The sequence below is a fragment of the Nocardioides sp. Leaf285 genome (assembly GCF_001422955.1).
In the GTDB taxonomy this organism is placed as follows: Bacteria; Actinomycetota; Actinomycetes; order Propionibacteriales; family Nocardioidaceae; genus Nocardioides; species Nocardioides kribbensis.
In genome coordinates this window covers 162,890-189,374 of the sequence record NZ_LMNH01000003.1, presented here as the reverse complement: position 1 = coordinate 189,374, position 26,485 = coordinate 162,890, and the positions used below count along the sequence as shown (strand labels likewise).

23 protein-coding genes and 2 tRNA genes are annotated in these 26,485 nt (G+C 73.3%); 3 read left to right on the top strand and 22 right to left on the bottom strand.

Features of this window, described 5'->3' with window-relative positions:
* Positions 1 to 42: 42 nt before the first annotated feature.
* A complete protein-coding gene (locus ASF47_RS09370; RefSeq protein ID WP_056863754.1) occupies positions 43 to 2,058 on the bottom strand; it encodes a TIGR03960 family B12-binding radical SAM protein in 2,016 nt (671 codons plus the stop codon).
* 119 nt (positions 2,059 to 2,177) lie between these two features.
* Here ASF47_RS09370 and ASF47_RS09365 point away from each other — a divergent pair, with 119 nt between their 5' ends.
* Complete coding sequence (locus ASF47_RS09365; protein ID WP_056863753.1) at positions 2,178 to 3,299, top strand: calcium:proton antiporter; 1,122 nt, start codon at positions 2,178 to 2,180, stop codon at positions 3,297 to 3,299.
* A 28-nt stretch (positions 3,300 to 3,327) separates the two neighbouring features.
* Here the strand turns inward: ASF47_RS09365 and rodA are convergent, their stop codons facing one another.
* The 7 genes from rodA to ASF47_RS09330 form a co-directional block, all read right to left on the bottom strand.
* A complete protein-coding gene (gene rodA, locus ASF47_RS09360; RefSeq protein WP_228942343.1) occupies positions 3,328 to 4,572 on the bottom strand; it encodes a rod shape-determining protein RodA in 1,245 nt (414 codons plus the stop codon).
* Positions 4,569 to 6,746, bottom strand: coding sequence for a penicillin-binding protein 2 (gene mrdA / locus ASF47_RS09355; RefSeq protein WP_235558703.1), 2,178 nt, complete (start codon positions 6,744 to 6,746; stop codon positions 4,569 to 4,571). The genes rodA and mrdA overlap by 4 nt, the downstream gene beginning before the upstream one ends.
* Positions 6,743 to 7,258: a rod shape-determining protein MreD gene (gene mreD / locus ASF47_RS09350; protein WP_056863752.1), complete on the bottom strand. Its 516-nt coding sequence runs from the start codon at positions 7,256 to 7,258 to the stop codon at positions 6,743 to 6,745. Before mreD ends, mrdA begins: the two co-directional genes overlap by 4 nt.
* On the bottom strand, positions 7,255 to 8,265 hold the full coding sequence (gene mreC, locus ASF47_RS09345; RefSeq protein ID WP_082500179.1) for a rod shape-determining protein MreC: 1,011 nt from the start codon (positions 8,263 to 8,265) through the stop codon (positions 7,255 to 7,257). Before mreC ends, mreD begins: the two co-directional genes overlap by 4 nt.
* A complete protein-coding gene (locus tag ASF47_RS09340) occupies positions 8,265 to 9,293 on the bottom strand; it encodes a rod shape-determining protein (RefSeq protein ID WP_056863751.1) in 1,029 nt (342 codons plus the stop codon). The genes mreC and ASF47_RS09340 overlap by 1 nt, the downstream gene beginning before the upstream one ends.
* Positions 9,294 to 9,481: 188 nt before the next feature.
* Positions 9,482 to 9,889, bottom strand: a complete 408-nt coding sequence (ndk, locus tag ASF47_RS09335) for a nucleoside-diphosphate kinase (RefSeq protein ID WP_200919020.1) — start codon at positions 9,887 to 9,889, stop codon at positions 9,482 to 9,484.
* Positions 9,886 to 10,623, bottom strand: coding sequence for a pyridoxamine 5'-phosphate oxidase family protein (locus ASF47_RS09330; RefSeq protein WP_235558702.1), 738 nt, complete (start codon positions 10,621 to 10,623; stop codon positions 9,886 to 9,888). The genes ndk and ASF47_RS09330 overlap by 4 nt, the downstream gene beginning before the upstream one ends.
* 69 nt (positions 10,624 to 10,692) lie before the next feature.
* Between ASF47_RS09330 and pdxR the strand changes: the two genes are divergently transcribed.
* Entirely contained in the window at positions 10,693 to 12,030 is a 1,338-nt protein-coding gene (gene pdxR, locus ASF47_RS09325) for a MocR-like pyridoxine biosynthesis transcription factor PdxR (protein WP_235558700.1), read from the top strand.
* 13 nt (positions 12,031 to 12,043) lie between these two features.
* On the opposite strand, the gene ASF47_RS09320 is transcribed toward pdxR, so the two are convergent.
* The 3 genes from ASF47_RS09320 to ASF47_RS09310 are packed head-to-tail and all read right to left on the bottom strand — an operon-like array spanning position 12,044 to position 14,838.
* Complete coding sequence (locus tag ASF47_RS09320) at positions 12,044 to 12,418, bottom strand: DUF4233 domain-containing protein (protein ID WP_228942296.1); 375 nt, start codon at positions 12,416 to 12,418, stop codon at positions 12,044 to 12,046.
* The gene (locus tag ASF47_RS09315) at positions 12,415 to 13,854 is read right to left on the bottom strand and encodes a bifunctional folylpolyglutamate synthase/dihydrofolate synthase (RefSeq protein ID WP_056863748.1); all 1,440 of its coding nucleotides are present in this window, start codon (positions 13,852 to 13,854) and stop codon (positions 12,415 to 12,417) included. Before ASF47_RS09315 ends, ASF47_RS09320 begins: the two co-directional genes overlap by 4 nt.
* A 12-nt stretch (positions 13,855 to 13,866) precedes the next feature.
* Positions 13,867 to 14,838, bottom strand: coding sequence for a GNAT family N-acetyltransferase (locus ASF47_RS09310; protein ID WP_082500319.1), 972 nt, complete (start codon positions 14,836 to 14,838; stop codon positions 13,867 to 13,869).
* A gap of 91 nt (positions 14,839 to 14,929) precedes the next feature.
* On the opposite strand from ASF47_RS09310, the gene valS reads away from it, so the two are divergent.
* On the top strand, positions 14,930 to 17,578 hold the full coding sequence (gene valS, locus ASF47_RS09305) for a valine--tRNA ligase (protein WP_056863747.1): 2,649 nt from the start codon (positions 14,930 to 14,932) through the stop codon (positions 17,576 to 17,578).
* A 79-nt stretch (positions 17,579 to 17,657) separates the two neighbouring features.
* Here valS and clpX read toward each other — a convergent pair whose 3' ends face one another.
* From clpX to ASF47_RS09250, 11 genes are all read right to left on the bottom strand, one after another.
* The gene (clpX, locus tag ASF47_RS09300) at positions 17,658 to 18,941 is read right to left on the bottom strand and encodes an ATP-dependent Clp protease ATP-binding subunit ClpX (protein WP_056863746.1); all 1,284 of its coding nucleotides are present in this window, start codon (positions 18,939 to 18,941) and stop codon (positions 17,658 to 17,660) included.
* 202 nt (positions 18,942 to 19,143) lie between these two features.
* A complete protein-coding gene (locus ASF47_RS09295) occupies positions 19,144 to 19,749 on the bottom strand; it encodes an ATP-dependent Clp protease proteolytic subunit (RefSeq protein WP_056863745.1) in 606 nt (201 codons plus the stop codon).
* Between the two features lie 4 nt (positions 19,750 to 19,753).
* Complete coding sequence (locus tag ASF47_RS09290; RefSeq protein WP_056864552.1) at positions 19,754 to 20,356, bottom strand: ATP-dependent Clp protease proteolytic subunit; 603 nt, start codon at positions 20,354 to 20,356, stop codon at positions 19,754 to 19,756.
* A 149-nt stretch (positions 20,357 to 20,505) separates the two neighbouring features.
* A complete protein-coding gene (locus ASF47_RS09285; RefSeq protein WP_056863744.1) occupies positions 20,506 to 20,994 on the bottom strand; it encodes an SRPBCC family protein in 489 nt (162 codons plus the stop codon).
* A 54-nt stretch (positions 20,995 to 21,048) separates the two neighbouring features.
* The gene (locus tag ASF47_RS09280; RefSeq protein WP_156697839.1) at positions 21,049 to 22,233 is read right to left on the bottom strand and encodes an esterase/lipase family protein; all 1,185 of its coding nucleotides are present in this window, start codon (positions 22,231 to 22,233) and stop codon (positions 21,049 to 21,051) included.
* 141 nt (positions 22,234 to 22,374) lie between these two features.
* The gene (gene tig / locus ASF47_RS09275) at positions 22,375 to 23,805 is read right to left on the bottom strand and encodes a trigger factor (protein WP_056863742.1); all 1,431 of its coding nucleotides are present in this window, start codon (positions 23,803 to 23,805) and stop codon (positions 22,375 to 22,377) included.
* Between the two features lie 60 nt (positions 23,806 to 23,865).
* Positions 23,866 to 23,938: transfer RNA gene (locus tag ASF47_RS09270), tRNA-Pro, on the bottom strand.
* A 37-nt stretch (positions 23,939 to 23,975) separates the two neighbouring features.
* Positions 23,976 to 24,046: transfer RNA gene (locus tag ASF47_RS09265), tRNA-Gly, on the bottom strand.
* Positions 24,047 to 24,148: 102 nt separating this feature from the next.
* On the bottom strand, positions 24,149 to 25,003 hold the full coding sequence (locus ASF47_RS09260; protein ID WP_056863741.1) for an Fpg/Nei family DNA glycosylase: 855 nt from the start codon (positions 25,001 to 25,003) through the stop codon (positions 24,149 to 24,151).
* Positions 25,003 to 25,521 (bottom strand): ribose-5-phosphate isomerase, encoded by a 519-nt coding sequence (locus ASF47_RS09255; protein WP_056863740.1) that lies wholly within the window; start codon positions 25,519 to 25,521, stop codon positions 25,003 to 25,005. The genes ASF47_RS09260 and ASF47_RS09255 overlap by 1 nt, the downstream gene beginning before the upstream one ends.
* Before the next feature lie 42 nt (positions 25,522 to 25,563).
* A complete protein-coding gene (locus ASF47_RS09250) occupies positions 25,564 to 26,478 on the bottom strand; it encodes an alpha/beta hydrolase (RefSeq protein WP_056863739.1) in 915 nt (304 codons plus the stop codon).
* Positions 26,479 to 26,485: the final 7 nt, after the last annotated feature.

The window sequence follows — 26,485 nt, the reverse complement described above, 5'->3', positions numbered from 1 at the left end:
GCTCCCGAGGACGCCGGGTCGGACGGCGGGTCAGACGACGGGTCAGACGACGGCGAGCGGCAGCAGCTGGCGCCCGGTGGGGCCGATCTGGATCTCGGTGTCCATCTCGGGGCACACGCCGCAGTCGTAGCAGGGGGTCCAGCGGCAGTCCTCGACCTCGACGTCGGAGGAGGGGTCGATGGCGTCCTCCCAGTCGGCCCAGAGCCAGTCCTTGTCGAGGCCGGAGTCGAGGTGGTCCCACGGGAGGGTCTCGTCGTAGCCGCGCTCGCGCACGGTGTACCAGTCGACGTCGACGCCGGTGCCCGCCAGCGCCTGCGCGGCGGCCTGCATCCAGCGGTCGTAGGAGAAGTGCTCGCTCCAGCCGTCGAAGCGGCCTCCGTCGCGCCAGACCTGCTCGATGACGGCGCCGACGCGGCGGTCGCCGCGGGAGAGGAGTCCCTCGACGATGCCGGGCTTGCCGTCGTGGTAGCGGAAGCCGATGGCGCGGGCGAACTTCTTGTCGGCGCGCACGGTCTCGCGCAGCTGGCGCAGCCGGTCGTCGGTGGTCTCGTGGTCGAGCTGCGCGGCCCACTGGAAGGGGGTGTGCGGCTTGGGCACGAACCCGCCGATGGAGACCGTGCAGCGGATGTCGTTGCGCCCGGAGACCTCGCGGCCCTTGGCGATGACCCGCTTGGCCAGGTCGGCGATCTGGAGCACGTCCTCGTCGGTCTCGGTGGGCAGGCCGCACATAAAGTAGAGCTTCACCTGCCGCCAGCCGTGGGAGTACGCCGCCGCGACGGTGCGGATCAGGTCCTCCTCGGTGACCATCTTGTTGATCACCTTGCGCAGCCGCTCCGAGCCGCCCTCGGGGGCGAAGGTCAGGCCCGAGCGCCGGCCGTTGCGGGAGAACTCGTTGGCCAGGGAGATGTTGAAGGCGTCGACGCGCGTCGAGGGCAGCGAGAGCGAGACGTTGGTGCCCTCGTAGCGGTCGGCCAGGCCCTTGGCGACCTCGCCGATCTCGGTGTGGTCGGCGCTGGAGAGCGAGAGCAGGCCGACCTCCTCGAAGCCCGTCGTGCGGATGCCGTTCTCGACCATCGCGCCGATGGTCTCGATGGAGCGCTCCCGCACCGGGCGGGTGATCATGCCGGCCTGGCAGAAGCGGCAGCCGCGGGTGCAGCCGCGGAAGATCTCGACCGAGAAGCGCTCGTGGACGGTCTCGGCCAGCGGCACCAGCGGCTTGGCGGGGTAGGGCCAGGCGTCGAGGTCCATGAGCGTGTGCTTGCGCACGCGGTGGGGCACGCCGGGCACGGTCGGCACGACGGCCTCGAGCGTGCCGTCGGCGGCGTAGGAGACGTCGTAGAAGCGGGGCACGTAGATGTTGCCGCTCACCGCGAGCCGGCGCAGCAGCTCGTCGCGGCCCGAGGCCATGTCGCCGGCCGGGCGGCCCTGGGCCTTCCAGTCGCGCACGACCTCCGAGATCGCCAGCACGACCTCCTCACCGTCGCCGAGCACGGCGGCGTCGATGAAGTCGGCGATGGGCTCGGGGTTGAAGGCGGCGTGGCCGCCGGCGAGCACGATGGTGTCGCCGTCGGTGCGGTCGGCGGCGTGCAGCGGGATGCCCGCGAGGTCGAGGGCGTTGAGCATGTTGGTGTAGCCCAGCTCGGTGGAGAAGCTCAGCCCGAGCACGTCGAAGTCGCGCACGGGGCGGTGGGCGTCGACGGTGAACTGCGGGATCGGCCCCTGCGCGTCGCCGCGCCGCATGATCTCCTCCAGGTCGGGCCACACCGCGTAGGTGCGCTCCGCGACGATCCAGTCGCGCTCGTTGAGCACCTCGTAGAGGATCTGGACGCCCTGGTTGGGCAGGCCGACCTCGTAGGCGTCGGGGTACATCAGCGCCCAGCGCACGGTCTCGCCGCCGTCGGCGCTCTCGGCCGCGCAGTCCCACGCCTTGACGGTGGAGTTGAGCTCGCCGCCGACGTACTGGATCGGCTTCGACACGCTCGGCAGGAAGGGCTCGAGGCGGGAGAAGACGCTCTCGCCGAGCACGCGGCTCCCGGCGGAGCCCAGGGTCGGGGACATGCAGCAACCTCACAGCGGGTCGTGGTGGCGTCCGGGGGTCCCCGGACGCGCTCCGGACAAGGTCTCAGGGTACGTCAGCCCCGCGGAGCCGACCGAGTCCGCGCGTCTAGGCTCGTGCCATGACCGACACGAGCGTCCGCGGCCGGTTCCAGTGGACGGTCGTGGTGCCCGTCCTCGCCCTGGTGGTGCTCGCCGCCACCTGGGCCAGCCACGAGGCGTGGCCGGTGCTGGTGCTCATCGCGGTCGTCCTCGTCGGGGCGATCGTGGCCGCCGTGCACCACGCCGAGGTCGTCGCCCACAAGGTCGGCGAGCCCTTCGGCTCGCTCATCCTGGCCGTCGCGGTGACCGTGATCGAGGTCGGGCTGATCGTCATGCTGATGACCAGCGGCGGCGAGGGCACGAGCACCTACGCCCGTGACACCGTCTTCGCCGCCCTCATGATCACCCTCAACGGCATCGCCGGGATCGCCCTGCTGGTGGGGGCGGTCAAGCACCACCTGGTCAGCTTCAACGCCTCCGGCACGGGCTCGGCCCTCTCCACCGTGGTGGCGCTCGCCGCGGTCTGCCTGGTGCTGCCCAGCTTCACCACCTCCGGCGCGGGTCGGGAGTACTCCGCCTCGCAGCTGGGCTTCGCCGCGGTCGCCTCGCTCGCGCTCTACGGCGCCTTCGTCTTCACCCAGACCATCCGCCACCGCGACTTCTTCGTGCCGGTCACCAGCGACGAGCAGGGCCGTGTCACCGGCCTGGTCGACGAGGACGAGGACGGCCACGCCGACCCGCCGCCGGCCCGGGAGGCCTGGCTGAGCCTGGGCCTGCTGGTCGGGGCCCTGGTCGCGGTGGTCGGCCTGGCCAAGCTGCTCTCCCCCACCATCGAGGACACCGTCTCGGCCCTGGGCTTCCCCTACGCCGTCGTCGGCGTGGTCATCGCCCTGCTCGTGCTGGCCCCGGAGTCGATCGCCGCCGTGCGCAACGCCGCGCGCGACCGGGTGCAGATCAGCCTCAACCTCGCCTACGGCTCGGCGATGGCCTCCATCGGCCTGACGATCCCGACCATCGCGGTGGCGATGATCTGGCTCGACGGCCCGCTCGTGCTCGGCCTCGAGCCGACGCAGATGGTGCTGCTGGCCATCACCGTGGTGGTCTCGAGCCTCACCATCGCGCAGGGCCGGGCCAAGTCGCTCCAGGGCTTCGTGCACCTGGTGCTGCTCGCGACGTTCCTGTTCCTGTCCGTGCAGCCCTGAGCCGCACCGCCCCAGGGGTGCACCGGGCTCAGCGGACGGCGCGCACCCGGGGCGAGGCGGTGTAGCGCTGCGGCTGGGGCGCGCTGGCGCGCAGGTGGATGTTCTGCAGCAGGCCGACGGCGAGCATGCCGGCGAACATCGAGGAGCCGCCGTAGGACACGAAGGGCAGCGGCACGCCGGTGACGGGCATGATCCCCAGGCACATGCCGATGTTCTGGAAGGCCTGGAAGCCGAACCAGCAGGCGATGCCGGCGGCGGCGACGCGGCCGAACACGTCCTCGGTGCGGGTGGCGATGACCAGCGCCCGCCACAGCACGACGAGCAGCAGGGCGATGACGAGGCCGGCGCCGAGCAGGCCGAGCTCCTCGCCGGCCACGGTGAAGACGAAGTCGGTGTGCTGCTCGGGCACGAAGCCCGAGCGGGTCTGCGAGCCGTCGAAGAGGCCCTCGCCGACGAGGCCGCCGTTGCCGACCGCGATGCGGGCCTGCTCGACGTTGTAGCCGGCGCCGCGGGGGTCGAGGTCGGGGTTGGTGAAGGCCATGAAGCGGTCGACCTGGTAGTCCTTGAGCACCCCGGCCGCCACCGCGACCGCGGCGGCGGTGACGCCGCCGCCGGCGAGCAGGGCCAGCCACCGGCGCGGGGCCCCGGAGACCGCCAGCACCCCGAACACGGTCGCGGTCAGCACGAGCATCGTGCCGAGGTCGGGCTGGAGCAGGATGAGCGCGGCGGGCACGGCGGCGATGAGGAGCATCAGCCCGACCTCGACCCCGCCGACGCGCGAGCGCCAGCGGCCGCGGGCCCGGCCGGCGAGCACGAGGCCCATGCCGATGACCACGGCAAGCTTGGCGAACTCCGAGGGCTGCACCGACATGCCGCCGAGCATCAGCCACGAGCGCGAGCCGTTGATGGTCGTGCCCATGACGAGCACGAGCACCAGGCCGAGCACCGAGCCGAGGTAGACCAGCGGCGCCGCGACGCGGACCCAGCGGTGGTCGGAGACGGCCACCCCGGCCATCAGCACCAGGCCGATGGACACGTTGACCAGCTGCTTGTCGCGGTAGGCCGTGGGGTCGCCCCCGGTGAGGTCGTCGCGACCGATCGTGGCCGACCAGACCAGCAGGGTCCCGAGGGTGACCAGGCCGAGCACGGCGCCGAGCAGGACCCAGTCGACGCCGGCCCAGCGCAGCCGGGGACGCGTGGTCGCCGACACCGGGGCCGGGCGCAGGCCCGGACGCGTGCTCGGTCGGACGGTCGGGCGGACGGTGGTGCTCACCGGGACTCCTCCGTGGTCGGCCGCACCGGCGGCAGGATCGAGCCGTCGTCGGCGAAGGTGGGCAGGCCCGCGGGCGGGGTGGTGCCGGGGATCGCGGCGTCGTCGGCCACGACCGACTCGCCGTCCACGCCGTACAGCGCCTCCCAGATCTTGCGCACCGCCGGGCCCGAGGTGCCCGAGCCCGTGCCGCCCTGGCTGACCATCATCACCACGACGTAGTCGTCGGAGTAGGAGGCGACCCACGAGGTCGACTGCTTGCCGTAGACCTCCGCGGAGCCGGTCTTGGAGCGGATCGGCACCTCGTCGAGGGGGAAGCCGACCATGCGCCAGGCCATCGTGCCGACGCGGGTGACGTTCTCGAGGGCCTCGTCGACGTAGCGCAGCGTCTCCTCGGGCAGGTCGACGCGACCCTGCACCTTCGGCGGGATCCGCTGGATGACCTTGCCGTCGGGGCCGACGACGGCCTTGCCCACGCGCGGGGCGTAGAGGGTGCCGCCGTTGGCCAGCGCGCCGTAGGCGCGGGCCAGCTGGAGCGGGGTGACGATGGTGTCGCCCTGGCCGATGGCGAAGTTGACCGCGTCGCCGGCGCGGTAGGCGAAGCCCTCGACGCAGAACTCCCCGGCGAAGGTGTAGACGAAGTCGGAGGTCTCGGCGTCCTGCGGCTTGTCGGCGATGCCGCAGTAGTAGTCCTTCATCGACTCGTAGTAGGCGAGCTTCCACTTCCGGTCCGCGATGCGGCCCGAGGCCTCGCCGGGCAGGTCGATGCCGGTCTCGGAGCCGAAGCCGAAGGCCTGCGCCTCGGCCACGAGCGGGTCCTTGGCGTCGACGTCGCTGACGTCGGAGCCGAAGCGCTGCCAGTAGTCGTAGCCCACGCGGTAGAAGAAGGTGTTGCAGGAGACCTCGAGGGCCTTGGCGAAGGAGATGAAGCCGTAGGCGCCGGACTCGTAGTTCTTGAAGTCGCGGTTGCCGACGCGGAAGGAGGAGGAGCAGTTCAGCGACGTGCTCGGTGAGTAGCCGTGGGTGAGCGCACCCGCGGTCATGAACGGCTTCCACGTCGAGCCGGGGGCGAACTGGCCCTGGGTGGCGCGGCCCAGCAGCGGGGTGCCGGCCGCCTCGGAGAACAGCCGCGAGAGCTGCTTCTGGGTGATGCCGCCGACCCAGACCTCGGGGTCGTAGGTGGGCTGGCTGGCCATGGCCACGACGCGGCCGGTGTCGGCCTCGAGCACCACGGCGGCGCCGGAGTCGGCGACGTAGTTCTTGCCCGTCACGGTGTCGAACGTCGAGCGGGCGGTCGTGATGGTCTGGGCCAGCTGGCGCTCCACCACGCCCTGCACGCGCGCGTCGATGGAGGTGACGAGGGTGTCGCCGGGGCGGGCCTGCACCTCCCCGTCGTCGCCGAGCACGCGGCCCATCGAGTCGACGGCCACCGACTTGTAGCCGGGCATGCCGCGCAGCCAGGCGTCGTACTGCTTCTCGACGCCGGCGCGGCCGACCGAGGAGGCGCCGTTGACCGAGCTGTCGTCGTCGGCCTCGGCCTGGTCGAGCTCGTCCTCGGTGATCGGGCTGAGGTAGCCCAGCACGTGGGCCAGGTTCACGCCGTACGGCGAGGGGTAGGAGCGCACGGTCTGCTGCTCGGCCAGCACCGCGGGGTAGTCCTCGGGCTGCTCGAGGATCATCAGCGCGGTGCGCTTGGGCACGTCCTCGGCCACGGGCACCGGCTGGTAGGGAGAGCCGTTCCAGCACGAGCCCTCGATGCTGCCGGGGTCGCCGCAGGTCAGCAGCGCGCGCCGGATGTCACGGACCGGGGTGCGGCTGACCTCGGCGACCCGCTCGAGCACGGTGCGCTGGTCGCGCGCGCGCAGCTTGCCCAGCAGCGTGCGGTCGACCGAGACCACCCACGAGGTGCGGTTGCTCACCAGGGGTCGGCCCATGTCGTCGACGATGAGGCCGCGCTGGGGCTGCACGACGATGTCGCGCACCGACTGGGAGGCGGCCTGGGTCCGGTACTGCTCGCCGCTGACGACCTGGAGGTAGTAGAGGCGCACGCCGAGGGTCGCGAAGAGGGAGAAGACGAGGGCCTGGATGACCACGAGGCGCAGCCGGCTGCGCCGGGTGCCGGCCTGCTCCTCGCCGTTGACGGTCAGGCCGGTGGGCCGGCCGGTGCGCACGCTCACAGCAGGGCCGCCCGGCCGGGCTCGAGGCGGCGGAAGGCGGCCATGAGGGGAGGCAGCACGAAGGGGGTGAGCAGGACGTCCCAGACCAGGGCGACGCCGATGACCTGGATCATGTCGCCGACCCCGAGCACCGGGTCGCGCAGCAGCAGGCCGCTGATCGCGAAGACCGACGTGCCGACGAAGGACGAGGCGGCGACGGTGCCGACCACGGTGACCGCGGTGGGTCGCACGTCCTGGCGCACGAGCCCGGCGACGTAGCCGACGACGAGCAGCGCGAGGGCCCAGCGGCCGGCGACGTGGTCGGCCGGCGGGGCCAGGTCGAGCAGCAGGCCGGCGGCGAAGCCGAGCACCATCGCGAACTGCGGGCCCCGCGTCAGCGCCGCGGCCACGACGACCAGCAGGCACAGGTTGGGCACGATGCCCTGCCAGGCCAGGTGCGGGAAGAGGGCGACCTGGAGGGCGAGGGCCACCAGCACGGCCAGCCCGGCCACCGCCGCGCGCAGCGCGCTCATCGCAGCTCCCCCTCGGCGTCGATGACGGCGCGGTCGCTGTCGGTGCCGGCGGGCACGATGACGCCCACCAGGTCGAGGGAGCTGAAGTCGACGAAGGGCTCGACCACGGCGCGCTGCGAGGTGTCGCGCAGCGAGCTGTAGACCTGCGTGACACGTCCGACCGGGATGCCGGAGAGGTACGGCGCGCCCGCGTCGCTGCCCCACGTGACGACGTTGTCGTCGCGCGCCGGCACCGACTGGTCGTCGACCAGCTCGAGGTCGAGCCGACCGCCGTCGCCGAAGGAGCCGCGCCCACGCAGGAAGCCGACCTCCATGCTCTCCCCCGCGCGGGCGCCGACGGTCGACTCGGAGTCGATGACCAGCACGACCGTGGCGGTGGTGCGGGTGACCCGCAGGACGCGGCCCACGAGCCCGTCGTTGTTGACGACCGTCATGTCGGGGGCGAGCCCGGCCTGCGAGCCGGCGTCGAGGGTGACGGTGCTGGAGAAGGACTGGGCGGGTCCGACGCCGACCACGCGTGCCGGGACGAGGGTGTAGCCCAGGTCCTCGGCGGTGCGGGTGAGCCCGTCGTACTCCGCCAGGCGGTTGGCGTCGAGGCCGGCGGTCGCCAGCTCGCCGCGCAGCAGCGAGTTCTCGGCCTCGAGGGCGTCGAGGTCGTCGCGCAGCGATCCCTGCGTGCGGAACCACTCCGGGATGCTCGCGAAGGGGCGGACCACCGCGGTGGCCCCGGTCTCCACGGGGCCGAGGGCCTCGCCCACGACGCGGCGTGCCGGCTCCAGCGGGGAGTCCTCGCCGCCGGTGCGGTCGAGCACCATCAGGCTGGTGCTGGCCAGCACCAGCGCCAGCAGCAGGGCACGGGAGGGACGGCGCTGCGGCCCGCGGCCCGCGCTCCAGCGACGCTCGCGCTCGGAGCGGGAGCGGACGGTCGAGCCGGAGCGGCCGGGCAGGCCGGACGCGCCGGGCTGGCCGGAGCCGTCGGGGGTGCGCACGTGCTCGAGCAGGCTCATCAGTAGCGCCTCGGGTCGCTCACGAGCACCTGCTGGAGGGCCTCGAACTCCTCGACGCACTTGCCGGCGCCGAGGGCCACCGAGGTGAGCGGGTCCTCGGCGACGTGGACCGGCATGCCGGTCTCGTGGCGCAGCCGCTCGTCGAGGCCGCGCAGCAGCGCGCCGCCGCCGGTGAGGACGATGCCGCGGTCCATGATGTCGCCGGCCAGCTCGGGCGGGGTCTGGTCGAGGGTGGCGCGCACCGCGTCGACGATCGCGTGCAGCGGCTCCTCCAGGGCCAGGCGCACCTCGGCGCTGGAGACGACGACGGTGCGCGGCAGGCCGGAGACCATGTCGCGGCCCCGGATCTCGGCCTCGGGCTCGTCGGGCAGCGGGAACGCCGAGCCGAGGGTCATCTTGACCTCCTCGGCGGTGCGCTCGCCGAGCATGAGCGAGTACTCCTTCTTCATCCACGCCACGATCGCGGCGTCGAGGTCGTCGCCCGCGGTGCGGATCGACAGGCTGGTCACGATGCCGCCCAGCGAGATCACGGCGACCTCGGTCGTGCCGCCGCCGACGTCGACCACCATGTTGCCGGTGGCCTGGTGCACCGGGAGGCCCGCGCCGATGGCGGCGGCCATGGGCTCCTCGACGATGTAGACCCGGCGGGCGCCGGCCTGGTAGCCGGCCTCCTTCACCGCACGCTGCTCGACCGCGGTGATGCCGCTGGGCACGCAGATGACCATGCGGGGCTTGGCCCACGACCGGCGCCGGTGCACCTGCTGGATGAAGTAGCGCAGCATCTGCTCGGTGGCCTCGAAGTCGGCGATGACGCCGTCCTTGAGGGGGCGGATGGCGGTGATGTTGTCGGGCGTGCGCCCGATCATCCGCTTGGCCTCGTGGCCGACCGCGAGGATCTCGCCGGTCGAGGCGTTGAGGGCCACCACGCTGGGCTCGTCGAGCAGGACGCCCCTGCCGCGGGCGTAGACCAGCGTGTTGGCGGTGCCGAGATCCACGGCCATGTCCCGGCCGAAGAAGCTGTTCGCCATGACTCGTGCCTCGCAGTGCGCTCGTGCCGTGCAGGGGAAGGAGGGCACGACGGACGGGTCGACCCTCACCCGAGGGTAAGGACGACCCCGCCCGGTTCGGCGCAGGCACGCCGAGGCGCGTGGTGCGTGTGTGACTCGTGGGGTGGCGACCCCGGTGGACTCAGGGGCCCGGGCTCAGGGGCCCGGGCTCAGAGGCCGGGGAACCAGATCCCGATCTCGCGCTCGGCGGACTCCGGCGAGTCGGAGCCGTGCACGAGGTTCTCGCGGTTCGACAGCGACAGGTCGCCGCGGATGGTGCCGGGGGCGGCCTTGCGGCCGTCGGTGGCGCCGTTGAGGGCGCGCACGACCTCGATGGCCTCGTCGCCCTCGAGCACGAGCGCGACGAGCGGGCCGCTGGTGACGAAGGTGCGCAGCGGCGGGTAGAAGTCGCGCTCGACGTGCTCGGCGTAGTGCTCGTCGGCCTTCGCGGCGTCGATGAGGCGGTGCTCCATGGCCACGATGCGCAGGCCCTTGGCCTCGAAGCGGGAGAGGACCTGCCCGACCAGTCCGCGCTTGACGGTGTCGGGCTTGAGCAGGACGAGGGTGCGCTGGGTCATGCTCCGCACCCTAGCGAGGCCCGGCCCGCCGCGACCCGCCGGAGCACGTCGGCGGGCACCGGGGCGTCGGTGAGGGGGTCGCTGACGGCCTCCCCCAGCCGGCGTACGACGGGCACGTGCCCGCCCCACGTGCCGGCCTCGACGTCGGCCTCGTCGTCGACGGGCCCCTCGGCGCGCACCTTCATCGAGGCCTCGTGCAGCGGCACGGCGAGCACCGCGGTGGCGGCGACCTCCTTGCGGGTGCTGGGCCGCAGCGTGGCCGCGCGACCGGGCACCATGTGGTCCACGGTGAGGTCGAGCGCACGCACCTTCTCGGCGGGGTCGGTGACGATCCGGGCGGGGCCGACCACGACCACGGAGCGGTAGTTCATGGAGTGGTGGAAGGCCGAGCGGGCGGTGACGAGGCCGTCGACCTCGGTGACCGTGACGCAGACCGTCGCGCCCTCGGAGCGGGTGAGCCAGCGGGCCGCGACCGAGCCGTGCACGTAGAGGGTGCCGTCGCGGTCGGGCCCGTCGAGGTCGACGGCGAAGGCGACCGGCAGCACCAGCGGGTGGTCGCCCACGTCGACGCCGAGGTGGGCGACGAGGGCGTCCTCGAGCAGCGCGTGCATGGCGGCACGGTCCTCGACCGCGCGGCTGCGACCGCGGGTCACGCTGGTGCGCGGCGTGGGCGAGAGCGGGGTGGGCGAGAGCGGCGTGGGCGAGCGCGGGGCGGCAGGGGCAGGTGTGGACACGGCGTCCAGCCTCGTCGTTGAATGGCCCGCGCGCACGTGCCACTCCTCGACCAGATCGGCAGGCCACTCGTGACGACCGCACTACCCGTGCACCTCGACCGTCACGCCGCCGACCCGCTCGGGGTGCAGCTGGGCGACCAGGTGCGGGCCCTGGTCGCGCGGGGAGCCCTCTCCCCCGGCGACCGGCTGCCCAGCAGCCGCGCCCTGGCCGCCGACCTCGGGGTGGCGCGCGCGGTCGCCGAGCAGGCCTACGCCCAGCTCGTGGCCGAGGGCTGGCTGGAGGGACGCCACGGGTCGGGCACCTTCGTCACCGCCCTCCACGCACGGGTCGCACCGCCGGCCGCGCGGCCGGCTCCCGCACCAGCCGGCGCGGCGCTGGTGCGCCTCGACGCCGGCACCCCGTGGATCGACCCGCGCCACCGGGCGGCCTGGCGGCGCGCGTGGCGCGAGGTGTCGGCGAGCGTCCCGCCCCGCGGCTACGACGACCCGCGCGGCCTGCCGGAGCTGCGGGAGGCCCTGGCCGAGCGGGTCGCCCGCACGCGGGGCCTCGTGCTCGACCCCGACGAGGTGCTCGTCACCGCCGGCACCACCGACGGGCTCCGCCACCTCCTGGGCGTCCTCCCACCCGGCCCGGTCGGCGTCGAGGACCCCGGCTACCGCGCCGCGGTCGAGACGGTGCGCGGGACCGGCCGCGAGGTGCGCGACCTCCCCGCGCTCGCCCCCGTCGACGACCTCGCCGGCTGCGCCGCCGCCTACGTCACCCCCGCCCACCAGCACCCGCTCGGCCCACCGATGCCCGCCGCGCACCGGCTGCGCCTGCTCGAGGCCGCGCGGCGCGCCGACGCGGTGGTGGTGGAGGACGACTACGACTCCGAGTTCCGCTACGACGTCGCACCCATCCCCGCCCTCGCCGCGCTCGACCGCGACCGGGTGGCCTACCTCGGCACCACCAGCAAGACCGTCGCCCCCAGCCTGCGCCTGGGCTGGCTGGTGCCGCCGGCCCACCTGGTCACCGCTGTGTGCGAGCGCCGGGCCGCCACCCACGACGCGGCCTCCTGGCCCGCCCAGCGGGCCCTGCTCTCGCTGCTGCGCGACGGCTACGTCGACCAGGTCGTCCGCTCCGCGCGCCGCACGTACGCCGAGCGCGCGGCCCGCGTCGTGGCCGCGCTGGCGCCCCTCGGGGAGCCGGCCGGCCCCCCGGCGGGCATGTACGTCACCGTGCCGCTCGACGCCGACCGCGCGCAGGCCGCCCGGGCCGCTGCGCGGGCCGCGGGCTTCGACGTGCCGCTGCTGGCCGACTACGCCCGCGGCTCGGGGGCGACCGGGCTGGTGGTGGGCTTCGGCGGCTGCACCGACGCCGAGCTCGACCGGGCCCTGGCCGCGCTGGCGGGTGCGGCCCGGGGGTGACGCCCGGGGAGGGCTAGACCGGCTCGGGTCCGCCGTCGCGCTCCAGGGCGGCGTAGGCCGCGGCGCGCTCGCGCTCGATCTTGACCCCGAGGAGGACGGCGGTGCCCCACAGCAGCGCGAAGACCGCGCCGAGGAAGAACATGATCGGCACCACGAAGCCGAGCAGCACCGCGGCCGCCTGCACCACCCAGCCGGCGGTGTAGGCCCACTCCGCGCGCAGCATCCCGGCCAGCAGGACGCAGGCGACGGCGAGCCCCAGGCCGATGGCCAGGCCGACGCCGGTGGAGACGTCGGTCAGGGTCAGCAGCACCGGGGTGGTGAGGCCGAGGGTGATCGCCTCGAGGCTGAGGATCGCGGCGCACATGCCGCGCTTGGGCGAGCGCTTCACTGGTCGTCCCCCTGCTCGAGCTGCTGGTCGATCTCGCGGCGGGCCACCCGCTGGGCCTGCGTGCCGCGCTCGCTGACGAGCAGGCCGCGGGCCTCGCCGGCGGTGACGACCGACCCGGTCACCAGCACCGCGCCGGAGCCGAGCGGGTCGCCGAAGGCCTCCCCGGCCTCGGCGAGCGCGGCGGCGGCGTCGAGGGCCTCGGCCAGGCGGGGCACGACGGTGACCTGGTCGTCGTCGAAGATGCCGCGCGCGATCTCGGCGAGGTCCTCGGCGGGCAGGGCCCGGTCGGTGGAGCTCTGGGTGCACACGACGTGCGAGAGGTGCGGCTCGAGCGCGGAGAGCAGGCCCTCGGCGTCCTTGTCGCCCATGACCCCGACGACCCCGATGAGCGGGGAGAAGGTGAAGGAGTCGTCGAGCGCGGCGGCCAGGGCCTCGGCGCCGTGGGGGTTGTGCGCGGCGTCGAGCACGATGGTGGGGCTGCGGCGCACGACCTCGAGACGCGCCGGCGAGGTCACCTCGGCGAAGGCCGCGCCGACGAGGTCGGCGTCGAGGGGCTGCTCGCCGCCGACGAAGGACTCGACCGCCGCGAGCGCCACGGCGGCGTTCTGGGCCTGGTGGGCGCCGTGGAGCGGGAGGAAGACGTCGTCGTAGCGCGCCCGGAGGCCCTGCAGCGAGAGCACCTGGCCGCCGACGGCCGGGGTGCGGGCGGCCACGCCGAAGTCGAGGCCCTCCTGCACGACCTCGGCACCGACCTCGGCGGCGCGCGCGAGCAGCACCGCCGCGGCCTCCGGCGTCTGCTGGGCCAGCACCACGCGCGAGCCGGCCTTGATGATGCCGGCCTTCTCGGCGGCGATGGTGTCGGGCCGGTCGCCGAGGTACTTGGCGTGGTCGACGGCGACGGGCAGCACCACGGCCACCGCCGCGTCGGCGACGTTGGTGGCGTCCCATGCCCCGCCCATGCCGACCTCGAGCACCGCGACCTCGACCGGGGCGTCGGCGAAGGCCGCGAAGGCCATGCCCACCACGGTCTCGAAGAACGACAGCGGGTGCAGCTGGTCCTCGTCGACGAGGTGGGTGTAGGGCGCCACGTCGTTGAAGGCGCGCACGAAGGCCTCGTCGTCGAGCGGCTCGCCGTCGATGCTGATGCGCTCGTTCATCCGCTCCACGTGGGGGCTGGTGAAGCGGCCGGTGCGCAGGTCGAGCGTGCGCAGCAGGGTGTCGATCATCCGCGACGTGCTGGTCTTGCCGTTGGTGCCGGTCAGGTGCACGACGGGGTAGGAGCGCTGCGGCTCGCCGAGCAGCTCGGTGAAGGCGGCGATCCGGTCGAGCGAGGGCTCGAGGCGGGTCTCGGGCCAGCGCGAGAGCAGGGCGTCCTCCACCTCGGAGAAGGTCTCGGCGAGGCGGGGGACGTCGGGTGTCGCAGGGGTCTGGGTCATCGCCCTCCCAGTCTAGGAGGTGGCCCCGGTGGGATCGTCGCCCGCCGCGGGCCCGGGGTCGGGCCCGGGGTCGGGCTCCACCAGCAGGTTGGCCATGTCGACGACCGGCTCGAACCCCAGGGCGGTGTAGACGTGGTTCGAGACCGGGTTGGCCCGGTCGGTGAAGAGGCAGGGCCGGCGCCCGTGGTCCAGCGCCCGCGCCGCCACGGCGGCCACCGCGGCGGCGGCGTACCCGTGGCCGCGGTGGGGGGCCGGGGTGTAGACCGGGCCGATGCGCAGCACCCCGTGCGCCGGGGCGTTGTGGCCGGTGAGGTGGACCGCGCGCCCCTCGACGTCCTCCCAGACCCACAGCAGACCCGCCTCCGTGCGGCGGGCCACCTCGGCGCGGTCGACCACGTCCACGGTGTCGTGCTCGGGCGTGCGGCCCGCCTGCGCCGCCGCGTCGACGTGGAACGCCGCGAACCACCCCGCCAGCAGGTCGAGGTCCCGCGACGTCGCGGCCCGCAGCCGGCCCGCCGGAGACCGGGGCGCCACGAGCTCGCGCAGCTCGAAGAGCCGGGTCTGCTCGTGCACCCGCACCTCTCCCCCGCCCCCGGCCGCCAGCACCTCGCACAGCACCCGGGTCGCCGGCAGCGCACCGTTGGCCGCGCGCACCTCCTCGCCCCGCTCGAGCAGCAGGCCGGCGAGGGCCCGCGCGGCGACCTCGCTCATGGGCAGCACGAAGAGCGGCCAGGGCGCGAGCGGCGCGGTGCGCATCGCGGCGGAGACCACCGCACCGTCCTCGCGCACCAGCGCCCACCAGCACGGCCGGCCGGCCCCGGTCCAGGGCTCGCCGCGCTCGGCCGCCTCGACGGCCCGGCGGGTCACGGAGGCCACCACGGTCGCCACCACCGGGTCGGCGGCGAGCACCGGCTCGGCCGCGGCGAGGAAGGCGGCGGGGTCGGTGAGCAGCTCCACCGTCGTGCGGACGGTCGCGTCGGGCATGCCCGGCATGGCTAGGACGGTGCCGCTGACCAGCGCTAATGGTTTCGGGAACCGATTTCAGGGTGACGACCGGCACCCGTAATCTGGGGCCATGACCGAGACCCAGTCCCCCCAGGCCCCCGACACGACGAGCGCGACCCGCGCCGTCGTCGTACCGGACAAGCCTGCCCTGGAGGGTCTCGAGGCCTCCTGGAGCCAGCGGTGGAAGGCCGACGACACCTACGCCTTCGACCGCACCCAGCCGCGCGAGAACGTCTTCTCCATCGACACCCCGCCCCCGACGGTGAGCGGCAGCCTGCACGTCGGCCACGTCTTCTCCTACACCCACACCGACCTGATCGCGCGCTTCCAGCGCATGCGCGGCAAGTCGGTCTTCTACCCCATGGGCTGGGACGACAACGGCCTGCCCACCGAGCGCCGGGTGCAGAACTACTACGGCGTGCGCTGCGACCCCTCGCTGCCCTTCGACCCCGACTTCGAGCCGCCGGCCAAGCCCGACGCCAAGAAGCAGGTGCCGATCAGCCGGCCCAACTTCATCGCGCTGTGCGAGCGGCTGGTCGAGGAGGACGAGAAGGTCTTCGAGACCCTCTGGCGCACCCTCGGGCTGTCGGTGGACTGGAAGCAGCACTACACGACCATCGGCCCGAAGGCCCAGACCGTCAGCCAGCGCGCGTTCCTGCGCAACTACGCCCGCGGCGAGGCCTACCTGCAGGAGGCCCCCACCCTGTGGGACGTCACCTTCCAGACCGCCGTCGCCCAGGCCGAGCTCGAGGCCCGCGAGTACGCCGGCGCCTACCACCGCGTCGCCTTCCGCACCGTGGCCGCCGACGGCTCGCCCGGCGAGCCGGTCCACATCGAGACCACCCGGCCCGAGCTGATCCCCAGCGTCGTCGCCCTCATCGCCCACCCCGACGACGAGCGCTACCAGCCGCTCTTCGGCACCCACGTCACCAGCCCCGTCTTCGGGGTCGAGGTGCCCGTCCTGGCCCACCCCGCCGCGGAGATGGACAAGGGCGCCGGCATCGCGATGTGCTGCACCTTCGGCGACCTCACCGACGTCACCTGGTGGCGCGAGCTCGACCTGCCGGTGCGCACCGTGGTCGGTCGCGACGGACGCTTCCTGCGCGAGACCCCCGAGTGGCTGGCCGGCGAGCCCGCCGCCGCGGCGTACGCCGACCTGGCCGGCAAGACCGCCTTCAGCGCCCGTGAGGCCGTCGTGGCCAAGCTGCGCGAGTCCGGCGACCTCGACGGCGAGCCCAAGCCCACCCAGCGCATGACGAACTTCTACGAGAAGGGCGACAAGCCGCTGGAGATCGTCGCCACGCGCCAGTGGTACGTGCGCAACGGCGGACGCGACGCCGGCATCCGCGAGGAGATGATCGCCCGCGGCGGCGAGATCACCTGGGTCCCGACCCACATGAAGCACCGCTACGACAACTGGGTCGGCGGCCTCAACGGCGACTGGCTGATCTCGCGCCAGCGGTTCTTCGGCATCCCCTTCCCGGTGTGGTACCCCCTCGACGACTCCGGCGAGCCCGACTACGCCCACCCGCTGCTGCCCACCGAGGCCGAGCTGCCCGTCGACCCCTCCACCGACGCCCCCCGCGGCTACGACGAGGCCCAGCGCGGCCAGGCCGGCGGCTTCATCGGCGACCCCGACGTCATGGACACCTGGGCCACCTCCTCGCTCACCCCGCAGATCGCGGGCGGCTGGGAGTCCGACGACGACCTGTGGCAGCGCGTCTTCCCGATGGACCTGGCCACCCAGGCCCACGACATCATCCGCACCTGGCTCTTCTCGCGCGTCGTGCGCAGCCACTTCGAGCACCACGCCGCGCCGTGGACCCACGCCATGATCTCCGGCTTCATCATGGATCCCGACCGCAAGAAGATGTCGAAGTCCAAGGGCAACGTCGTCGTGCCCGACGAGATCCTCACGAAGTTCGGCGCCGACGCCGTGCGCTGGCGCGCCGCCATGGCCCGCCCCGGCCTCGACTCGCCCTTCGACGAGAGCCAGATGAAGGTCGGGCGCCGCCTGGCCATGAAGGTGCTCAACGCCTCGAAGTTCGTCCTCGGCGGCGTCGGCGCCACGACCCTCAACGCCTTCGAGGTCTCCGAGCCCGTCGACTGCGCGCTGCTCGGTCGCCTCGCCATCGTCGTCGAGCGCGCCACCGAGGCCTTCGAGGCCTACGACTACACCACGGCACTCGAGACGGTCGAGAAGTTCTTCTGGGAGTTCTGCGACGACTACCTCGAGCTGGTCAAGGAGCGCGCCTACGACGAGACCGGCGGCGCCGGCGCGGCCTCGGCCAAGGCCGCGCTCGCCCTCGCGCTCGAGGTGCAGCTGCGCCTGCTCGCGCCCTTCCTGCCCTACGTCACCGAGGAGGTCTGGTCGTGGTGGCACCCCCGCGGTGACGCCGACGGCTCGATCCACCACGCGCCGTGGCCCACCGCCCTCGACCTCGGCGCCCCCGCCGCGGCCGACCCGTCGACGCTGGACGCCGTGGCCCAGGCGCTGATCGGCGTGCGCGGCGCCAAGTCGCAGGCCAAGGTCTCGATGCGCGCCGAGCTCTCCCGCGTCGAGGTCGTGGGCCCCGAGGCCCTCGTGGTGGCCGCCGAGCGCGCCGCCGACGACCTGCGCCGCACCGGACGCATCACCGGCGAGCTGGTCTTCCGCAGCGACCCCGAGGCCACCGCGATCTCGGTGCGCGCCGAGCTCGCGGCGCCCACCGAGGGCTGAGCAGGCCCCACGCACGACGAGAACCGCCCCGGACCGACGGTCCGGGGCGGTTCTTCGTGGGTCAGGGTGCGACCCGGGGTCAGGCCGACTTCTTCTTCTTGGTCTCGCTCTCGCGGGGCACCAGCGTGGGTGCCTCGTCACCGGTGACGACCGCTCCGGTGACGACGACCTTGGCGACGTCGCCGCGCGAGGGCACGTCGTACATCACGTGGAGGAGGACCTCCTCGATGATGGCGCGCAGACCGCGCGCACCGGTGCCGCGCTCCATGGCGTTGTCGGCGATGGCCTTGATGGCGTCGTCGGTGAACTCCAGCTCGACACCGTCGAGCTCGAAGAGCTTTTGGTACTGCTTGACCAGGGCGTTGCGGGGCTCGGTGAGGATCTGCACGAGCGCGGCCTGGTCGAGCTTGTTGACGCTGGCGATGAGCGGCAGGCGGCCGATGAACTCGGGGATCAAGCCGAACTTGGTGAGGTCCTCGGGGCGCACCAGCGCCAGCAGGTCCTCCTCCTTGCGCTCGGCCTGGGTGCGGACCTCGGCGGTGAAGCCCAGGGTCTTCTTGCCCACCCGCTGCTCGATGATGTGCTCGAGACCCGCGAAGGCGCCGCCCACCACGAAGAGGATGTTGGTGGTGTCGATCTGGATGAACTCCTGGTGCGGGTGCTTGCGTCCGCCCTGCGGAGGCACCGAGGCGGTGGTGCCCTCGATGATCTTGAGCAGGGCCTGCTGCACGCCCTCGCCGGAGACGTCGCGCGTGATTGAGGGGTTCTCCGCCTTGCGGGCCACCTTGTCGATCTCGTCGATGTAGATGATGCCGGTCTCGGCCTTCTTGACGTCGTAGTCGGCGGCCTGGATCAGCTTGAGCAGGATGTTCTCGACGTCCTCGCCGACGTAGCCGGCCTCGGTCAGCGCCGTGGCGTCGGCGATGGCGAAGGGCACGTTGAGCATGCGGGCCAGGGTCTGGGCGAGGTAGGTCTTGCCGCAGCCGGTCGGGCCGATGACGAGGATGTTGGACTTGGCGACCTCGACCGCCTCGTCCTTGCTGTGCTTGCCCGAGACAGGCTGGAGACCGGCCTGCACCCGCTTGTAGTGGTTGTAGACCGCGACGGCCAGCGACTTCTTGGCCTGCTCCTGGCCGATCACGTAGGAGTTGAGGAACTCGAAGATCTCGCGCGGCTTGGGCAGCTCGTCGAGGCTGACCTCGGCGCCCTCGCTGAGCTCCTCCTCGATGATCTCGTTGCACAGGTCGATGCACTCGTCGCAGATGTAGACGCCGGGGCCTGCGATGAGCTTCTTGACCTGCTTCTGCGACTTGCCGCAGAAGGAGCACTTCAGCAGATCGCCGCCGTCACCGATACGTGCCACGGGGTCATCCTCCTCGTTGCCGGCGCCGGGGCCGGGGTCCTACCTGTGCTGTCTGCCGGGTGCTGGGTGGAGCGGTGTGCCGCTGGGTCGGGCGCCGGCCGGGGCCGGGCGGGGCGACCCGACGACGGTACTCCCCCGCCGCCGCCACGAGGGCGGTGACACGAGGGTGGCCGTCGGGTCGCTCCGGGTGGAGCGGGGTGGCTCAGGCCAGGGCCGGGCTCTTGAGCGACTCGAGCACCGAGTCGATCAGGCCGTACTCCACCGCGGCCTCGGCGGTGAGAATCTTGTCGCGCTCGATGTCGCGGCTGACCTGCTCGATGTCCTTGCCGCTGTGGTCGCTGATCATCTTCTCGAGCAGCTCGCGCATGCGGATGATCTCGTTGGCCTGGATCTCGATGTCGGAGGTCTGGCCGAAGGTGCCCTCGGTGTAGGGCTGGTGGATCAGGATGCGGCTGTTGGGCAGCGCCATCCGCTTGCCCGGGGTGCCGGCGGCGAGCAGGATCGCGGCCGCGGAGGCGGCCTGACCCAGGCAGACCGTCTGCACGTCGGGCTTGATGAAGCGCATCGTGTCGTAGATCGCCGTCAGCGCGGTGAAGGAGCCGCCGGGGCTGTTGATGTAGATGCTGATGTCCTGGTCGGGGTTCATCGACTGCAGGCACAGCAGCTGGGCGATGACGGCGTTGGCCACGTCGTCGCTGATCGGCGTGCCGAGGTAGATGATGCGCTCCTCGAACAGCTTGCCGTAGGGGTCGATGCGGCGGAAGCCGTAGGAGGTGCGCTCTTCCCACTGCGGGATGTAGTAGTTCATGTCGTCAGTCCTTCTGCCGGGCCGGGCGGCCGTCGTCGGCGGCTTCGCGAGCGCTCTTGATGACCTGGTCGACCAGGCCGTACTCCTGGGCCTGGTCGGCGGTGAACCAGCGGTCGCGGTCGGCGTCGGCGATGACCTGCTCGACCGGCTGGCCGGTGTGCTCGGAGATGAGGTCGAGGAGCACCTTCTTGATGTGGAGCGACTGCTGGGCCTGGATCTTGATGTCGGAGGCCGAGCCGCCCATGCCCGAGGAGGGCTGGTGCATCATGATGCGCGCGTGCGGCAGGGCGTAGCGCTTGCCCTTGGTGCCGGCGCAGAGCAGGAACTGGCCCATCGAGGCGGCCAGGCCCATGCCGACCGTCGCCACGTCGTTGGGGATGTAGTTCATCGTGTCGTAGATCGCCATGCCGGCGTCGACCGAGCCACCCGGGGAGTTGATGTGGAGGAAGATGTCCGCCTCCGGGTCCTCCGCCGAGAGCAGCAGGAGCTGTGCGCAGATCGCGTTGGCGTTCTGGTCGCGCACCTCCGAGCCGAGGAAGACGATCCGCTCGCGCAGCAGGCGCTGGTAGATGTGGTCGTCGAGGACGTTGAGCCCGGCCCCGCCCATCGTGGGGCCGTGCGCCGAGGAGCTGGAGTTCTGGTTCACGTTGGCGACCCTAGCCCGTGCCACGGACACATCCACGCCTTATCCACCCCTGTTCGCCGACAGCGGATTTATGACCGCCCGACGGGGTCCTTCGGGGTCCGGCGGGGGCCTCAGCCGCCCTCGGCGGCGACCCGGAGCAGCTCGACGCCCTCGCGCATGCCGGCCTCCAGCTCGTCGGCGTGCCCGGCCGCGCCCCCCAGCAGGGCACCCGCGAACAGCCCGCTGACCCGGGTCAGCGCACGCGGCACGGGCCGACGGTGGACCACACGGGTGCCCCCCGCCTCCGGGGTCAGCTCCCAGATCCAGCGCGCGCCGCTCGACGGGGTGTCCCAGGCGAGCACGCGCGGTGCCTCGACGGTGGCGACGACCGACCGGGTGGGCCACACGACCGGGCCGCGGCGGTTGACGCCGACGTACCACTGACCCGGGCGCAGGCCCCCGGGCTTGAGCGGCAGCATCCTGACGAGCTCGGGACTGCGCCGGGCCATGGCCCCGAGATCGGTCAGCAGCGCCCAGACCCGCTCCGGCGGGGCGGCGACGAGAGCCTCCGCGCGAAGCTCGCGGGCGGCGCCGGTCGTAGCACTGGCCTCGGCATCCATGACGCGCAGCCTGCCACGCCGGCGGCCCCGACGTCAGCCCTCACACCAGCCGCCTCACGACAGCCAGGTGGCGAGGGCGCCGTGGACGTCGGGGTGGTTGAGCAGCCCCCAGTGGTCGGTGCGCCCGACGTGGAGCACGTCGGCGCCGGGGAAGAGGGTGCGCCCGCGGGCGTCACGACCGTAGGCCGAGCGCGGGCGCACCAGCAGGTCGCCGACGAGGCGGCCCACCGGGTGGCCCTCCGACTCGCTCAGCGTGGCGGCCACGAGGTGGTAGCGGGCGTGCGGCAGCGGCGGCACGTCGTCGGTGAGCCCCGCGACCAGGTCGTGCACGCCCGAGGAGCGCCAGTCGAGGATCCGACCGAAGGCGGCGGTCTCGGGCAGCAGGCCCAGCCCGCGACTGCCGTGGCCGACCCCCTTGGCCACCGGCGCCCCCAGGTGGGGCGTGCCGAGGGTGACCACGTCGCTGACCAGGCCCGTCCACGGCTGCGGGTGGTCGGCCGCCACCGCGCCGGCGGCGCGGATGACCAGCCCTCCCATGGAGTGGCCCACCAGGGCGATCCGCGTCACCGGCACGGGCCAGGCCTCGACGAGTCGCTGGAGCAGCGCCGTCATGGCCACGCCGTTCTCCCGCAGCGGCAGACCGGTGTTGGCCCGCAGCACGATCGGGGTCCACCCGGTGGCGGCCAGCGCCTCCGGGTAGGTCTGGCGGCCCTCGTCGCGCCCGCGGTCCCAGTAGGAGTCGTCCTCGCACAGTCCGTGGAGGAACACCACGAGGCGCCCGGTGGCGTCGTGGAAGGCCGCCGACAGCCCGGCCTCGTCGACCTCCACGTCGCCGCCGTCGCGGCGCACCGCGAGCGGGATGGCCATCTGCGGGCGCTCACGCAGCAGCCTGTCGCCGATGAGGCCGTTGACCGCGGCGCTGAGGAAGCGGCCCTCGGGCCGTGACTCCAGGCGCGGCCCCACCCCGGTGGCGGCGACCCGGTCGAGCCCGGTCGAGGCGGCGCGCAGCCCGGCGCTGAGGCCGCCGTAGATCCCGCCGGCGATGCCACGGTGGGCCCGCTCCACGACCCCCGGCCCGCCGTGGGTGACCGCACGGCCGATGCCGTGGACCCGGTCGAGCACGGCCACGTGGGTGTCGCGGACGCTGCGCACCACCAGCTCGTCGGCCACCTCGCACAGCAGCGAGGCGGCGTCGAGCACCGAGGGGCCGGGCGCCGGCGTGACGGGGACGGGGCTCATGACGCCCATGCTACCCGTCAGTGCACACCTGTGCACTCCCCTGGGGAGACGGGGGTACGCCGAGAGCCCGCCGGTCGCGACCGGCGGGCTCTCGGGGTGCAGCGGGTGGTGCGGTGCCGTCGCCGGGCGACGGCGTCGGCCTCAGGCCTCGGACTTCTCCGCGTCGGCCTCGGTGACCTCGGGGGCCTCGTCGGTGGCCTCGTCGGCGCTCTCGTCGGCGGCCTCGACCTCGGCCTCGGGCTCACCGATGGTGCCGTCGGGGCGCAGGTTCTTCAGCTCGACGGTGTTGCCGGAGGCGTCCTTCACCACGGCCGACTCGACCAGGGTCGCGAGCGCCTTGCCGCGCAGGATCTCCTGGACCAGGTCGGGGATGTGGTTGTGCTGGAACATGTGGTTCGCGAACTCCTGCGGGTCCTGGCCGGACTGCTGGGCGCGGCGCACGAGGTGCTGGGAGAGCTCCTCCTGGTTGACCCCGAGCTCCTCCTTCTTGGCGATCTCGTCGAGCAGGAACTGCGCGGCGACGGCGTCGCGCACGCGGCGCTCGAGCTCGGCCTCGAACTCCTCCTGGGTCTGCTCCTCGTCCTCGAGGTAGGAGGCCATGGTGATGCCGGCCATCGCGAGCTGCTGCTCGATGTTCTGCCGGCGCGCGGTGAGCTCGTCGGCGACCAGGCTGTCGGGCAGCGGCACCTCGACCTTCTCCAGCAGGGCCTCCAGCACGGCGTCGCGGGCGGCGGCGGCCTGCTCGAGGCGCTTGCCGCGGCCGAGGCGCTCGCGCACGTCGGCGGTGAGCTCCTCGGCGGTGTCGAACTCCGAGGCCTCCTGGGCGAAGTCGTCGTCGAGCTCGGGGAGCTCCTGCTCCTGCACCTGGGTCACGGTCACCGCGACCTCGACCTCCTCGCCGACGAGGTCGCCGCCGACGAGCTGGGAGGAGAAGGTCTTGTCCTCGCCGGCCGACATGCCGGTGAGCGCCTCGTCGAGGCCCTCGAGCATCCCGCCGCGACCGACCTGGTAGGACATGCCGGACACCTCGGCGCCCTCGAGCACCTCGCCGTCCTTGGTCGCCTTGAGGTCGATGACCACGAAGTCGCCGTCGGCGGCCGGGCGCTCGACGTCGCTGAGGGTGCCGAAGCGCTCGCGCAGGGCGGTCACCTGCTCCTCGACGTCCTCGTCGCTGACCTCGACGTCGTCGACCTCGGCCTCGAGGCCCTCGTAGGCCGGCAGGTCGATGGCGGGCTTGATGTCGACCTCGGCGGTGAACTCCACCAGCTCGTTGTCCTCGAGGCGGGTCACCTCGATCTCGGGCTGGGCCAGCGGCTCGAGGGAGTTCTCCTGCAGCGCCTCGACGTACTTCTTGGGCAGGGCGTCGTTGATGGCCTGGTCGAGCACCGCGCCACGGCCGACCTGACGGTCGATGACCATCGGCGGGACCTTGCCGCGGCGGAAGCCGGGGACGTTGATCTGCTGGGCGATCTGCTTGTACGCCGCGTCGAGGCTCGGCTTGAGCTCCTCGAAGGGCACCTCGACGGTCAGCTTGGCCCGGGTCGGGCTCAAGGTCTCGACGGCGCTCTTCACAGGGTGTCTCCTCTATCAATCGGGGGTCTGCTCACCGGACGGTGAGGGGTGTGGCTGTCGTCGGGGCGACAGGACTCGAACCTGCGATCTCCTGCTCCCAAAGCAGGCGCGCTAGCCACTACGCTACGCCCCGCCAAGAGGCGCCCCGGCGGACCGTGACGCTCCCTGAGAGCGGATGACGGGAATCGAACCCGCGTAATCAGTTTGGAAGACTGAGGCTCTACCATTGAGCTACATCCGCGTGGCCGTGACGCCGTCTGGCTGGGCAGGGTGGAGCGCCGTCGGACCGGGCCACATCGTGCCACACCGCGCCCGCCACGCCCCAACCGCCGCTGGCCCGCCGCTAGCCCGCCGCGGCCGCGCGCGAGCGGAACCGTCGCTGGCACCCCGGGCACCAGAACAGGTTGCGACCGGCCAGCTCGGTGGTCCTCACCCGCGCCCCGCACACCAGGCAGTCCTGGCCGTGACGGCGGTAGACGTAGACCTCTCCCCCGTGGTCGTCCACGCGGGCGGGACGACCCATCGCCTCGGGGGTGTGCTCGGGTCGCACGGTGTCGATGCGACCGGTGCGCACGCCCTCGGCCATCAGCACGACGAGGTCGTCCCACATCGCCTGCCACTGCCCCACCCGCAGGGTGCTGCCGGGCCGCAGCGGGTCGATGCGGTGGCGGAAGAGGATCTCGGCGCGGTAGACGTTGCCCACGCCGGCGAGCACCGTCTGGTCCATGAGCAGGCCGCCGATGGGGGCCCTGCTGCGCCGGATCCGCTGCCAGGCGCGGTCGGGGTCGGCGTCGGGGCGCAGCGGGTCGGGCCCCGAGCGCTCCACGACCGCGTCGCGCCCGGCCCGCGTGAGCAGCTCGCAGGTCGTGGCCCCGCGCAGGTCGGCGTACGCCGCGCCGCGCGCGTCGTCGGCCACCAGGCGCAGGCGCACCTGGCCCACGGGGTCGGGCACGTCGGCGACCTCGGGGTGCACGGCGAAGGTGCCGTAGAGCCCGAGGTGGACGTGGACGAAGACCTCGCCGGGGAAGGCGACGAAGAGGTGCTTGCCCCACGACTCCGCGCCCGCGAGCACCCGGCCGTCGAGCAGGGCGGCCGAGTCGGCGAAGCGCCCCTGGGGGCTGCCCACCGCGACCACGCGCCCGGCGAAGGCCGCCTCGAGGTCGGCCGCCAGGCGGTGGAGGGTGTGGCCCTCAGGCATCAGTGCGCGGCATCGGCGGGGCCGAGGCCCTGCGCCGACTCCGGCAGCGGGGGCAGCTCGCGGGTCTGCTCGTAGGAGCCGAGCTGGCCGATGCGGCGCACGTGGCGCTCGTCGCCGCTGAACGGCTCGGCGAGGAAGACCTCCACGAAGCGGGTCATCTCCTCCAGGGTGTGCATCCGCCCGCCGACCGAGACGACCTGGGCGTCGTTGTGCTCGCGCGCGAGCCGGGCGGTCTCCTCCGACCACACCAGCGCGCAGCGGATGCCCAGCACCTTGTTGGCGGCCATCTGCTCGCCGTTGCCGGAGCCGCCGACGACGACGCCGAGGCTGTCGAGGCCGCGCTCGCGGTCGGCCGCGACGCCCTCGGCGGCGCGGAGGCAGAAGACGGGGTAGTCGTCGAGGGCGTCGTGGACGAAGGGGCCGTGGTCGACCGGCTCGTAGCCGTGGTCGCGCAGCCACGCGACGAGGTGGTCCTTGAGGTCGAGGCCGGCATGGTCGGAGCCAAGGTGCACACGCATGGGCCGCATCCTCCCAGAGCGGCTCCCGGCCCCGTCGCCGGGCTAGCGGTGCTGGTCGGGGCGGTGCTGGTCGAGGAAGGCGGCCACCTGGCGCATCAGCGGCTCGGCGGCGTCGAAGACGTCGACGTGACGCCAGAAGCCGTGGACCTGACCGAGGTAGCGCGTGGCGACGACCGCCACGCCCTCGGCGGCCAGCCGGCGGGCCAGCTCCTCGCCCTCGTCGCGCAGCGGGTCGTGCTCGGCGGTGACCACCAGCGTCGGCGGCAGGGCGCCGAGGCCCGCGGAGCGCAGCGGTGCGAGGTCGGGGTGCTCCAGGTCGGCCGGGGTCGCGGCGTACTGCTCCCAGTACCAGGCCGCCTCGCGGGGGTCGAAGCCGTCGGCGGCCGTGGCGTAGCTGTCGAAGGACGCGGTCGGGTCGAGGAAGGGGTAGATCAGCGCCAGGGCCGTGAAGCGTCCCGGGTGGCGCAGCGCCGCGACGAGCGCGAGGTTGGCGCCGGCGCTGTCGCCGTGGCCGTACGTCGGGCCCGCGACCCCCAGCGGGTCGCCGGGTCGTGCAGCCTGCTCCTCGAGCCACGCCAGCGCGGTGCTGACGTCGTCGGGCGCCGCGGGGAAGGGATGCTCCGGCGGACGGCGGTAGTCGACGCTCAGCACCGCGGTGCGCGACCGGTCGGCCAGGCGGCGGGCCACCGCGTCGTGGACGTCGACGTCGTGCATCACGAAGCCGCCCCCGTGCACGTGCACCACGACGCCCGGGCGGGCCCCGGCGGGTCGGTAGAGCCGGCAGGGCACGCCGCCGGCGTCGACGTCGAGCACCTCGGCGACGTCCTCGCGCGGCTGGGCGGCGGCGAGACGGCGGGCCTCGAGCCGGGCGGCGGCGACGTCGAAGCCGGCCTCGAAGACGCGCGGCTGACCGGCGGCGGCCTCGACGGCGCGCCGCGCCTGCGGGAAGAGCACCACCGCGGGA